Source organism: Burkholderia sp. B21-005, assembly GCF_020843965.1.
In the GTDB taxonomy this organism is placed as follows: Bacteria; Pseudomonadota; Gammaproteobacteria; order Burkholderiales; family Burkholderiaceae; genus Burkholderia; species Burkholderia ambifaria.
Window position 1 is genome coordinate 622556 of record NZ_CP086303.1, and the last position, 11729, is coordinate 634284.

Annotated in this window: 10 protein-coding genes; 7 read left to right on the forward strand and 3 right to left on the reverse strand. The window is 69.1% G+C overall.

Features of this window, described 5'->3' with window-relative positions; translation table 11 throughout:
* Position 1: 1 nt before the first annotated feature.
* The 5 genes from LMA02_RS33335 (at position 2) to LMA02_RS33355 (ending at position 6384) form a co-directional block, all read left to right on the forward strand.
* Positions 2–928, forward strand: a complete 927-nt coding sequence (locus LMA02_RS33335; RefSeq protein ID WP_228910153.1) for a 2-hydroxyacid dehydrogenase — start codon at positions 2–4, stop codon at positions 926–928.
* A gap of 161 nt (positions 929–1089) precedes the next feature.
* A complete protein-coding gene (locus LMA02_RS33340; RefSeq protein WP_228910154.1) occupies positions 1090–2490 on the forward strand; it encodes an aspartate aminotransferase family protein in 1401 nt (466 codons plus the stop codon).
* A gap of 86 nt (positions 2491–2576) precedes the next feature.
* On the forward strand, positions 2577–3068 hold the full coding sequence (locus tag LMA02_RS33345) for an Lrp/AsnC family transcriptional regulator (RefSeq protein WP_034191873.1): 492 nt from the start codon (positions 2577–2579) through the stop codon (positions 3066–3068).
* 110 nt (positions 3069–3178) lie between these two features.
* A complete protein-coding gene (locus LMA02_RS33350; protein ID WP_228910155.1) occupies positions 3179–4651 on the forward strand; it encodes an NAD-dependent succinate-semialdehyde dehydrogenase in 1473 nt (490 codons plus the stop codon).
* A 212-nt stretch (positions 4652–4863) separates the two neighbouring features.
* Positions 4864–6384, forward strand: coding sequence for a GGDEF domain-containing protein (locus LMA02_RS33355; protein WP_228910156.1), 1521 nt, complete (start codon positions 4864–4866; stop codon positions 6382–6384).
* Between the two features lie 11 nt (positions 6385–6395).
* On the opposite strand, the gene LMA02_RS33360 is transcribed toward LMA02_RS33355, so the two are convergent.
* Positions 6396–6581, reverse strand: a complete 186-nt coding sequence (locus LMA02_RS33360; RefSeq protein ID WP_228910157.1) for a hypothetical protein — start codon at positions 6579–6581, stop codon at positions 6396–6398.
* A gap of 39 nt (positions 6582–6620) precedes the next feature.
* On the opposite strand from LMA02_RS33360, the gene LMA02_RS33365 reads away from it, so the two are divergent.
* The gene (locus tag LMA02_RS33365; protein ID WP_228910158.1) at positions 6621–8579 is read left to right on the forward strand and encodes a phosphatase PAP2 family protein; all 1959 of its coding nucleotides are present in this window, start codon (positions 6621–6623) and stop codon (positions 8577–8579) included.
* Positions 8580–8670: 91 nt separating this feature from the next.
* Here the strand turns inward: LMA02_RS33365 and LMA02_RS33370 are convergent, their stop codons facing one another.
* Positions 8671–9624, reverse strand: a complete 954-nt coding sequence (locus LMA02_RS33370) for a substrate-binding domain-containing protein (RefSeq protein ID WP_228910159.1) — start codon at positions 9622–9624, stop codon at positions 8671–8673.
* Here LMA02_RS33370 and LMA02_RS33375 point away from each other — a divergent pair.
* The gene (locus LMA02_RS33375; RefSeq protein ID WP_228910160.1) at positions 9557–10363 is read left to right on the forward strand and encodes an IclR family transcriptional regulator; all 807 of its coding nucleotides are present in this window, start codon (positions 9557–9559) and stop codon (positions 10361–10363) included. The genes LMA02_RS33370 and LMA02_RS33375 overlap by 68 nt on opposite strands.
* Before the next feature lie 27 nt (positions 10364–10390).
* Here LMA02_RS33375 and LMA02_RS33380 read toward each other — a convergent pair whose 3' ends face one another.
* Positions 10391–11722 carry an MFS transporter gene (locus tag LMA02_RS33380; protein ID WP_228910161.1) on the reverse strand — a complete coding sequence of 444 codons (1332 nt, stop codon included), beginning with the start codon at positions 11720–11722 and terminating at the stop codon, positions 10391–10393.
* Positions 11723–11729: the final 7 nt, after the last annotated feature.

Below are 11729 nucleotides of genomic sequence, written 5' to 3' on the forward strand. Positions count from 1 at the left end.
GATGAGCTTCCTGTACAAGGCCGACCCGGTGCGCGGCGCGCAATGGGCACAACGCTTCGCGCAACGCGCGCCCGACCTCCCATTCCGGATCTGGCCGGATCTCGGCGATCCGCACGACGTGCGCTACCTCGCCGCGTGGCAACCGCCGGACGACCCGGTCGCACTGCTGCCCAACCTCGAGGTCGTGTTCTCGGTCGGCGCCGGCATCGATCAATTCGACCTGTCGCGCGTGCCCGCGCACATTCCGGTCGTGCGGATGATCGAGCCGGGCATCGTCGAAGGGATGGTCGAATACGTGACGCAGGCGGTGCTGACGATCCACCGCGACCTGTTCGACTATGCGGCGCAACAGCGCGTACAGGCATGGTCCGAGAAGCCGGTGCGCGCGGCCGCGTCGCGGCGCGTCGGCGTGCTCGGGCTCGGCACGCTCGGCCAGGCCGTGCTCGACACGCTGCGACGCTTCGGTTTCCCGTGCGCCGGCTGGAGCCGCACGCCGCGCACGCTCGACGGCATCGCCTGCTACGCGGGCGACGCGGCGCTCGACGCGTTCCTGGCCCGCACCGACGTGCTGATCTGCCTGCTGCCGCTCACCGACAGCACGCGCGGCCTGCTCGGCGCACGCGTGTTCGATGCGCTGCCGGCCGGCGCGTCGCTCGTGCAGGTCGGGCGCGGCCCGCAGCTCGATGCGGCCGCGCTGCTCGCCGCGCTCGACAGCGGCCGGCTCGACAGCGCGATCCTCGACGTGACGGAGCCGGAACCGTTGCCGGCCGGCCACCCGTTCTGGACGCATCCGCGCATTCGCATCACGCCGCACATCGCGAGCGCGACGCGGCCCGACACCGCGGTCGACGCGGTGCTCGAGAACCTCGCGCGTCATCGCGCGGGACAGCCGATGATCGGCATCGTCGATCGCGCGCGCGGCTACTGACGCGTTCGCCCGGCCCGGCGGGGCGCGCAGCAGAAAATGCCGAAGCGCCCCGTGCAAACGCCGCGACCATACGTTTCAGGCGACAAATTGAAGACGCGTGCGGATTTCTCGCCCGGTAGCATGGACTCACCGCTGACACCCGACGAGAGTCCCGCCCTGCCATGAACCAAGCCGCGCTGATCGAAGCAGATCGTCAACACCTGATCCACCCCGTCGTCAACTATCGCGCGCACGAGGCGCGCGGCGTCACCGTGCTCGAATCCGCGGACGGCGTGTTCCTGCGCGACGGCGACGGCCATACGCTGCTCGATGCGTTCTCGGGCCTGTGGTGCGTGAACGTCGGCTACGGCCGCGACAGCATCGTGAAGGCCGCCGCCGAGCAGATGAAGAAGCTGCCCTACGCGACCGGCTATTTCCATTTCGGCTCGCAGCCCGCGATCGAGCTCGCCGAACGGCTCGCGGCGCTCGCCCCGCCGTCGCTGAACCGCGTGTACTTCACGCTCGGCGGCTCGGATGCGGTCGATTCCGCGGTGCGCTTCATCACGCACTATTTCAACGCGACCGGCCGCCCGTCGAAGAAGCAGATGATCGCGCTCGAGCGCGGCTATCACGGTTCGTCGTCGATCGGCGCCGGGCTCACCGCGCTGCCCGCGTTCCACCGCCATTTCGACCTGCCGCGCGCGGACCAGCACCATATTCCGTCGCCCTACCCGTATCGCCACCCGCTCGGCGACGATCCGCAGGCGCTGATCGCCGCGTCGGTCGCCGCGCTCGAAGCGAAGGTCGCGGAACTCGGCGCGGACAACGTCGCCGCGTTCTTCTGCGAGCCCGTGCAAGGCTCCGGCGGCGTGATCGTGCCGCCGCCCGGCTGGCTGAAGGCGATGCGTGACGCATGCCGGCGCCTCGGCATCCTGTTCGTCGCCGACGAGGTGATCACCGGCTTCGGCCGCACCGGCCCGCTGTTCGCGTGCGAGGCCGAACAGGTCGATCCGGACCTGATGACCGTCGCGAAGGGCTTGACCGCCGGCTACGCGCCGATGGGCGCGGTGCTGATGTCCGACGAAATCTACGAAGGCCTCGCGGGCAGCCGCGCGGAGTCGGCCGTGGTCGGTCATGGGCATACGTATTCCGCGCACCCGGTGAGCGCGGCGATCGGCCTCGAGGTGCTGAAGCTCTATCACGAAGGCGGGCTGCTCGCGAACGGCCAGGCGATGGCGCCGCGCTTCGCGGCGGGGCTCGATGCGCTGCGCGCGCATCCGCTCGTCGGCGACGCGCGCTCGGTCGGCCTGCTCGGCGCGCTCGAACTGGTGTCCGACAAGGCGCGCAAGACGCGCTTCGACGCGGCGCTGAACGTGCCCGACCGGATCGCGGCGGCCGCCTACGCGAACGGCGTGGTGTTTCGCGCATTCGGCGACGGCGTGCTCGGCTTCGCGCCGGCGCTGAGCTTCACGGCGGGCGAGTTCGACCTGCTGTTCGAACGCGTGCGCAAGACGCTCGACGACGTGCTAGCCGACGCGGGCGTGCAACGCGCGCTGGACGCCGCGCACGCGCAGCCGGCCTGAGCCGGCCGAGGGAAAGCCGGGCTTGTGGCGGCCATCGTTCGACTCTAAAGTAACCGGACATTCCATTTTTCCGCTCTCACGTGAACATGACGGACAGCAAGCTGGATCGCATCGACCTGCGCATCCTCTCCCAGTTGCAGAAGCGCGGCCGCATGACCAACGTCGAGCTGGCCGATGCGGTCGGGCTGTCGCCCAGTCCCTGCCTGATCCGCGTGAAGCGGCTCGAGAAGGCCGGCTACATCGGCGGCTACGGCGCGCACATCCAGCTCGAGAAGCTCGGCGACGTGCAGGTCGTGTTTACCGAGGTCACGCTGGCCGACCACCGCCGCGAGGACTTCGACCGCTTCGTCGCGGCGATCCGCAACGTCGACGAGATCGTCGAGTGCCATCTCGCGAGCGGTGGCTACGACTATCTGCTGAAGTTCATCACGCGCAGCGTGAGCCATTACCAGACGATCGTCGAAGGGCTGCTCGAGCAGAACATCGGCATCGAGAAGTATTTCAGCTACGTGATCATCAAGTCGCCGTTCGTCAAACGGCACTACCCGCTCGAATCGCTGTTCGGCGACCGTCACTGACTACCGCAGCGTGCGGCACCCATGAGCGTGGCAGTTCGCTGTCCGCGTGGGATAGTCGCGCGCCCGCGCCGCAGCCGCTGCCGCCGAATCGCTTCATCCAAGGACCTGTCATGCCGCTTACGCTTTCCCGACCCGAACTCGTTCGCACCGCCAACCTGATCGACGGCGCGTGGCGCGACGCGCGCGACGGCCGTCGCTTCGACGTCACCGATCCGGCCACGCTCGACACCGTGGCCCACGCCCCCGACAGCGACGCCGCCGACGCGCGCGCCGCGACCGACGCGGCGGCACGCGCGCTGCCCGCCTGGCGCGCGACGCCCGCTCGCGACCGCGCCGCGATCCTGCGCGCATGGCACGCGGCGATCGTCGCGCATACCGACGATCTCGCGAAGCTGATGTCGCGCGAACAGGGCAAGCCGCTCGCCGAAGCGCGCGGCGAAGTCGCGTACGGCGCGTCGTACGTGCAGTGGTTCGCCGAGGAAGCGACGCGCACCTACGGCGACCTGATTCCGCAGCAGCAGCGCGGCAAGCGGCTGAGTGCGGTCAAGGAGCCGATCGGCATCGTCGCCGCGATCACGCCGTGGAATTTCCCGCTCGCGATGATCGCGCGCAAGATCGCGCCCGCGCTCGCGGCCGGCTGCACGGTCGTCGCGAAGCCGGCCGAGGACACGCCGCTCACCGCGCTCGCGCTCGCCTTCCTCGCGCAGGAAGCCGGCGTGCCGCCCGGCGTGCTGAACATGATCGCCGCGTCGCGTGAGCGCGGCATCGACGCCGTGGCCGACTGGCTCGCCGACGGCCGCGTGCGCAAGATCACGTTCACCGGATCGACGCCCGTCGGCAAGCTGCTCGCACGCGAATCGGCGGCGACGCTGAAGAAGCTGTCGCTGGAGCTGGGCGGCAATGCGCCGTTCATCGTGTTCGACGATGCCGAGCTCGACGCGGCGGTCGACGGGCTGATGGCCGCCAAGTTCCGCAACGGCGGCCAGACCTGCGTGTCGCCGAACCGCGTGTACGTGCAGGCCGGCGTCTACGATACCTTCGCCGCCAAACTCACCGCCCGTGTCGCCGCGCTGAAGGTCGCGCCGGCGACCGACCCGGCCGCGCAGATCGGCCCGATGATCAACGCACGCGCGGTCGACAAGATCGCGCGCCACGTCGGCGACGCGATCGAGCACGGCGCGCGCGTGCTCACGGGCGGCAAGCGCCTGCCCGAACTCGGGCCGAACTATTACGCGCCGACGGTGCTCGGCGACGCCACCGCCGACATGCAGCTGACCTGCGAGGAAACCTTCGGTCCGATCGCCGCGCTGTTCAAGTTCGACACGGAAGACGAAGCCGTCGACGCCGCGAACGACACGCCGTTCGGGCTCGCCGCGTATTTCTATACGCAGGACCTGCGCCGCATCGCGCGCGTGTCGGCACGGCTCGAAACGGGCCTCGTCGGCATCAACGAAGGCGCGCTCGCGAGCGAGGCCGCGCCGTTCGGCGGCGTGAAGGAATCGGGCTACGGCCGCGAAGGCTCGCGCTACGGCCTCGACGATTACCTGTCGATCAAGTACCTGTGCCAGGGCGGGCTCGACTGAAGCCGCGCCGCCGCCGTCATCCGCGGCGGTTATGCAATCGTCACGCAGTCGTGGCGCGCCGCTGCCGGCGCGCCCCGCTCGCACACGTTTGCGGTGCCTGCGCGCAGTCAGCGCCTCGCATGCCAGCCTCGATTTCCGGGCACACCTGCCGTTAACCCGGATTTGACCAGCGCCGCTGCCGTCGCAGCCCGCTTCCCGTACGAGCGCGAGCCATGCCTGCATCCCCTTCGATCGAGAAAATTGCCGACTGGGCCGGCCGCCACCATCTGATCGTCGGTGTGCTGGGCACGCTGATGTCGGTCGCGGCGCTCGGCATCAGCGCGGTGACGCTGTGGGCCGCGCGAAACGAAGTCGTCGAACATGCGCACGAGACGTCGCGCAATGTCGCGGCCGTCCTCGTCAGCGAGATCGCGCGCACCGTCGAAACGTCCAACAACGCGCTCGTGTCGCTCGCCGCCGATCTCGGCAACCCCGCCATCGTGCGCCTGAAGGCCGGGTTGCGTCACGACGTGCTGTTCGAGCGCACGGCCGCGCAATACGTGACCGGCATGGGCGTGACGGACCGCTACGGGCGGCTGATCGACGGTTGTTGCGGCCCGACCCACAACTGGGACTTCAGCGATCGCGACTACTTCAAGGTCCATCGCGATTCGGACAACGTCGGCCTCTACGTATCCGAGGCATACCGCGCGCGTTCGCGCGGCGGCACCGAATCGATCGCGCTGTCGCGGCGCATCGAACGGCCGGATCACGCGTTCAACGGGATCGCGGTGGTCGCCGTCGATCTCGCCTACTTCGATCAGCTGCTGTCGCGCTTGAACGTCGGACCGCACGGCGTCAGCGCGATCCTGCGCGCGGACGGCACGATCCTCGCGCGCAATCCACCGTTGAGCGATCACCAGATGGTGCGCCTGCGCCGGTCGAAATCGTTCGAGCGGATGGTGAGCCGCGAAGCGGGCTTCTATGCCGCGCGCTCGAGCATCGACGGGACGTTGCGGCTCTACACGTACCAGCGGGTACCCGGCACGCCGCTGATCGCCGTGGTCGCGCCGGCCGAGCGCGACGTGCTGGCCGGCATCACGCGCCTGACGTGGACGGCGGGCGTGTCGGCGTGCGTGATCGGCGCGCTGTTCTGCGCGGTGGTGTGGCTGCTCGCCTTCGCGCTACGCGACAACCTGCGCAAGCAGACGCTGCTCACGGACCTCACGCGCACCGATCCGCTGACGGGCCTGCACAACCGGCGCGCGCTCGACGCCGCGCTCGCCGACGAATGGGAACGGCTGCAGCGCGGCAGCGACGGCAGCCTGTCGGTGCTGTTCATCGACGCCGATCACTTCAAGCAGTACAACGACCGGTACGGCCATGCGCAAGGCGACACCGCGCTGCGCTTTCTCGCCGAATGCATCCGCGCGCATACGCGACGGCGCGGCGATCTCGCCGCACGTTACGGCGGCGAGGAATTCGTCGCGGTGTTGCCCGACACGGACGAGCGCGGTGCGCAGCAGGTCGCCGAAGCGATTCGCGGCGCCGTCGAACGCAACCGGCTCGACGGATTCGACGCGACGATGCCGGCCTTCACGGTCAGCATCGGTTGCGCGACCGGCCATCGCGCGCGGCCGCCGTCCGTGCATGCGCTCACGCATCAGGCCGACCTCGCCCTCTATGCGGCCAAGCGCCAGGGCAGAAACCGCGTGTGCGTCGCCGACGCGGAATCGCTCGCCCAACCGGCGTGAGCGCTGCGGTTCTAGTCTCCTGTTTCGACAATGCACGCATGCTCGGCTCGCGCATCGCCGCCACTATCGGGCGTCGCCGACGACCGGATCGCTCCGTCCAGCGTGTTCAGCATCACGAATTCACCAAATAGTGAGAATTCGCGCGCGTCGACCGCGCCCCGCAACAAATCCTTAACCGCCACGTCACGATCGCCCACGACAATCCGCCATCTTCGACCCTCAGGATGGAGTCTTGCATGTTGGTATCACGGAGCCGTTTCCCGCTGCACGTCGCAGCGCTGTCGAGTGCGTTCGTCCTGGTCGCCTGCGGCGGCGGTGACGACGTCGCGTCGACGAACCCGACCATCGCGGCCGTTCCGGCGCCGCCGGCGGACCCCGGCTTCGTCGACAGCGCCCCAGTGCCGAGCGTGCCGGCCTTCGTCGACAACATCGCGACCAACCAGCGCGGCGACGCGCGCTATGCCACGCTGTCGACCAACGCGGCCGTGCGCGTGGTGAGCCGCTTCCTCGACCTGTGGCAACCGTCGACGATGCTGGTCGATGCGGCCGTGAGCGCGCCGGCCAACGGCGCGTTTCCGGCGATCTCGCCGTCGACCTGCTCCGGCCTGCCCGGCAGCGGCACGCCGTGCGGCACGATCCTGAACGACACGGTGCTGGCGGCCAATGTCCAGTATGTGATCAACGCAACGACCGCCCGCACGCAGCAGCAGGCCGACGCCGCCTACTTCGACGACCGGCGCGGCAAGGGCTACAGCGTGACCGACGGCATGGGCCCGCTCACCAGCGCGTGGCGCACGGCCGCGCAGCAGACCACCAGCATCACCAGCGTGCCCGCCGACGCGACGACGGTGCTGTACAACGACGCCGGCAACAACGTCGGCGTCGGCAGCAGCGCGAACGCGAGCTTCGGCAAGGTCGTCGACCTGCTCAACGAAATGGGCAACAACGCGTCGACCGAACCCTCGAAGCGCTTCTACAAGTATGCGCGGCCGTATCGCTGGAGCTCGAGCGTCGTCGTCGCGCCGACACTCGTGCCGGCCGAAAGCACGACGCCCGCGACCGACGGCGGTTTCATCAGCGGCCACCAGGCCGAAGCGATGCGCGATGCGATGACGATGGCGTGGCTCGTGCCGGAACGATTCCAGGAGATGGTGAGCCGCGGCCTCGAACTGGGCGAGAACCGGATCCTCGCCGGCATGCACTCGCCGCTCGACGTGATCGGCGGCCGCATGCTCGCGCTGGCTGTCAGCGCGGCGAACCTGAGCGCGTATGCGAGCGATGCGCAGGCCGCGTACAGCCAGGCCCACCAGGCGCTGCAGCAGCTCACGGGGACGACCGGCACGACGTTCGCCGACTTCGCGCACTCGGGCACGACGGCCAACGACCGGTTCGCCGATTACACGGCGAACAAGACGGCCTTCGCGCGCCGCCTGACGTACGGCTTCGGCGCGATCGAGTCGACCGACGCACCGCCCGTCGTGCCGAAAGGCGCGGAGATCCTGCTGCAGACGCGCTTCCCGTACCTGAGCGCCGACCAGCGGCGCGTCGTGCTGAAGACGACCGAGCTGCAGTCCGGCTACCCGGTGATGGACGATGCGGAAGGCTGGGGCCGCCTGAACCTGTTCGCCGCGGGCGACGGCTATGGCGCGTTCAACGGTAACGTGATCGTGTCGATGGACGCGTCGCAGGGCGGACTCAACGCGGCCGACCAGTGGCGCAACGACATCGCCGGCGCCGGCAAGCTGACGCTGCAAGGCACCGGCACGCTGACGCTGGCGGGCAACAACCGCTATGCGGGCGGCACGCAGGTCGGCGGCGGCACGCTCGCCGCGGCATCCGCGTCGGCGTTCGGCAATGGCGACGTGTACGTCGGCGCCGGCGGTAGCGTCCGGATCGCGGCGAGCGCGCCCGTCACGATCGCGACGCGCTATACGCAGCTCGACAACGCGACGCTCGAGCTCGACATCGACGGCAACGGCGGCGGGCGGCTGCGCGTGGGCGGGCAATTGACCGTCGCGGGCGGCACGCTGCACGTGAAGTTCGTGAACGGCTATGCGCCGAAGGCCGGCGATACGATCGCGCTGATCGACGGCGCAGCGGGCGCGGCGAAGTTCTCGACGGTCACGGTCGACGGCTTCAAGGCGACGCCGGTTTATACGGCGACGGGCGTGTCGGTGAGGTTGTCCGCGTCGTGATCGCCGCGCGGCGCGTGCGACGTCGCTTTCATCGCGTCGAACGCGCTGTCGTGTCCTCGCGACCTCGCGGCACACCGCGCAGGCATTCGCGTCAACGTGGATCGAGGCCGCTGCGTTGCAGGATCGCGGCGGCCGGCGCGGTCTTCAGAAAGGCCACGAACGCGCGTGACGCGTCGGCTGCCCGTGCATCCACGGCAATGGCGGACGCAATCACGCTCGTCTTCTGCACGTCGGCCGGCAGCGGGCCCGCGAAGTCGATGCCGGGCGTCACTTTCAATTCGCTGACCTGCTGCAGGCCGAGCTCCGCGTCGCCGCGCGCGAGCGCGGTGCCGACCAGCTCCTTGCCGCGCACGAGCACGCTCTTCGATTTCATCTGCTCGGCGACGCCGAGTTTCTCGAACAGCACGCCGACGATGTAGGTCCCGCTCGCACCTTCGGAGAACGCGACCGAACGCGCGTCCAACAGCGCGCGGCGCAACGCGTCGACCGTGCCGACCTCGGGCACGGCCACGCCGTGGCGCACCGCGACGCCGATGCCGGTCGCCGCGATGTCTTCGAGCGTCGCCCGGTCGAACCTGCCGGCGTCGACTTCCCGCTCCAGCGCGGGCTTGATCATGAAGCAGACGTCGACGGCTTCGCCATTGCGCATGCGCATCGGCAAGGCCTCCGGCGACGTGCCGTACGACGGCCCCCATTCAATCTTCAGATGGTGCCCGGACGATTGCTCGAACGCGGGCGCCAGCCGTTCGAACGCGCCGTGCAACGCGCCCGTCGCCAGCACGTGTATGTCGTCCGCGTGCGCGGCCGCAGGCGCTGCGCCGAGCGCGATCCACGCGGCGGCGGCGAGCGCTGCCCGCCAGTTTGTCAGGTTCTTCATGCTGCTCCTCGTGATCGACTTGAAAGCGGCGTTTGCCGCGCGGCGCGGCTCCGCGCGCGTGCTTTGACAAAGCCCTGATGAACCTGTATTTCTATGCCGCATGCGTGACTCCCACCCTTCCCGTTCGCCCGCCACGGCCACGCGCGCTCCGTCGTCGACGGTGTCCAACCGCTCGCTGGAACGCGGGCTCGACGTGCTGCGCGCGTTCGGCTCCGGCGCGACCCTGCTCGGCAACGGCGATCTCGTCGAACTCACCGGTCTGCCGAAGGCCACGGTCACGCGGCTGGCGCGCACGCTCGTCGAAGCCGGCTATCTCGAACACGATCCCGTGCACCGCGGCTACCGGCTCGGACTGCCGGTGCTCGGTCTCGCGCATGCGCTCAGGAGCGGCTCGACGGTGCTGCAGGCCGCCGCCCCGCGCTTGCGCGAGACGGCCCAGTCGCTGCACATCAACGTCGGCATCGCAGGCCCTGATCGCGACGACATGGTCTACCTGGAGTCGATCCGCTACAGCCCGCGCGCGTCGCTTCGCACCGTCGTCAGCGGCCAGCGCGTGCCGATGGCGCTGACCTCGCTCGGCCGCGCGTTTCTTGCGTCGCTGCCGGAGGCCGACCAGGCGCGGCAACTCGCCGAGCTCAAACGGCATCGCACTTCATGGCCGCGCATCCGTGCCGAGATCGACGAGGCCGTCGCATCGGTGCGCGCGCAAGGGTTCTGCGTCGCCAGCTGGCAGCCGGAAGTCGTCGCGCTCGCGACCCCGCTCGAAATCGCGGGCCACCGCACGCTCGCGCTCAATTTCAGCGTGCGCACGCTCGATGCGCCGTCGGCCGTCGCCGCGCGCCTGTCGGCGGCGCTGCTGGCCTTGCGCGACGACATCGTGGCCGCGACGCTGCGCCTCGACAGCTGACGCGACGACGAATCGCTTGCGCAGGCGTCAGCGTTCGCGAATCGCGCGGGCCGGAATGCCGAGCACGACCGCGAGCCCGCCGAGCACCGACACGATCGCGACCGTGTAGAGGCCGATCGCGCTGCTGCCGAAGTGCGTCGACGTGTAGCCGATCACCGACGGCGCCGCGATGCCGCCGAACTGGCCGAGACTGCTGATCAGGCCGATCCCGCTCGCGGCCACGGTGCTCGACAGATACGCGGGCGGAATCGTCCAGAACAGCGACAGCATCCCGAGATAGCCGGCCGTCGCGATGCAGAGGAGTACGATGAGTGCCGTCGGCTGCGATGCGGCGGCCGGTAACAGCGCGACGCCCAGCGCGGCCATCACGGCGCTGCCCATGAAATGCCAGCGCCGTTCGAGCTTGCGGTCGGAGTGCCGGCCGAGCAGATACATCGCGACCGCGCCGAACACGTACGGGATCGCCGACAGCAGCCCGATGGTCCAGAAGTTCGTGATGCCGCTCTTGCGGATCACGCTCGGCGCCCACACGTGCACGACGATGCTCGCCCACGGCACGCTGAAATACGCGAACGTCAGGAAATAGAACTTCGGCTCCTTCAGCGCATCCCAGATCGAGCCGTGCGCATGCGATGCCTTCAGCGCCGCATCGTGTTCGAGTTCGCGCAGCAGCAGCGCCTTCTCGTCGTCGCTCAGCCATGTCGCCTGCTCCGGACGATCGGTCAGATACAGGTAGGCGAACAGGCCGGCCACGACCGACGGCAATCCTTCGATCACGAAGAGCCACTGCCAGCCTTTCAGGTGCAGCGCGCCCGACAAGTTGTTCAGGATGAAACCGGACACCGGGCCGCTGACGATGCCCGATACGCAGATCGCCGTCATGAACAGCGCGGTGACGCGTGCGCGGCGCGCCGACGGGAACCAGTACGTGAAATACAGGATGATGCCGGGGAAGAAACCGGCCTCCGCGACGCCGAGCAGCACGCGTGCGATGTAGAACTGCGTGGGCGTCTGCACGAACGCGGTACCCGCCGATACGAGCCCCCACAACGCCATGATCCGCATCAGCGTCTTGCGCACGCCGACCCGCGCGAGCCACAGGTTGCTCGGCACCTCGAACAGCATGTAACCGGCGTAGAACAGGCCGACGCCCAAGCCGAACGCCGCTTCGGTCAGCCCGATGTCCCGCGAGAACTGCAGATGGGCGAAGCCGATGTTGGCGCGATCGATATACGCGAACACGTAGCAGACGAACAGGAACGGCAATAGCCGCCGCGTGACCTTCGCATATACCGCGTCGAGTGCCGGCCGATCGGCGACGCTTCGCTCGAGCGGTTCCGTTGCAATGGCGTGTTGCATCTTGTCT

Bases quoted from the DNA above. Each gene is read 5' to 3' on its own strand.
- LMA02_RS33335 (WP_228910153.1), top strand. From the start codon at position 2: ATGAGCTTCCTGTACAAGGCCGACCCGGTGCGCGGCGCGCAATGGGCA.
- LMA02_RS33340 (WP_228910154.1), top strand. From the start codon at position 1,090: ATGAACCAAGCCGCGCTGATCGAAGCAGATCGTCAACACCTGATCCAC.
- LMA02_RS33345 (WP_034191873.1), top strand. From the start codon at position 2,577: ATGACGGACAGCAAGCTGGATCGCATCGACCTGCGCATCCTCTCCCAG.
- LMA02_RS33350 (WP_228910155.1), top strand. From the start codon at position 3,179: ATGCCGCTTACGCTTTCCCGACCCGAACTCGTTCGCACCGCCAACCTG.
- LMA02_RS33355 (WP_228910156.1), top strand. From the start codon at position 4,864: ATGCCTGCATCCCCTTCGATCGAGAAAATTGCCGACTGGGCCGGCCGC.
- LMA02_RS33365 (WP_228910158.1), top strand. From the start codon at position 6,621: ATGTTGGTATCACGGAGCCGTTTCCCGCTGCACGTCGCAGCGCTGTCG.
- LMA02_RS33375 (WP_228910160.1), top strand. From the start codon at position 9,557: ATGCGTGACTCCCACCCTTCCCGTTCGCCCGCCACGGCCACGCGCGCT.
- LMA02_RS33380 (WP_228910161.1), bottom strand. From the start codon at position 11,722: ATGCAACACGCCATTGCAACGGAACCGCTCGAGCGAAGCGTCGCCGAT.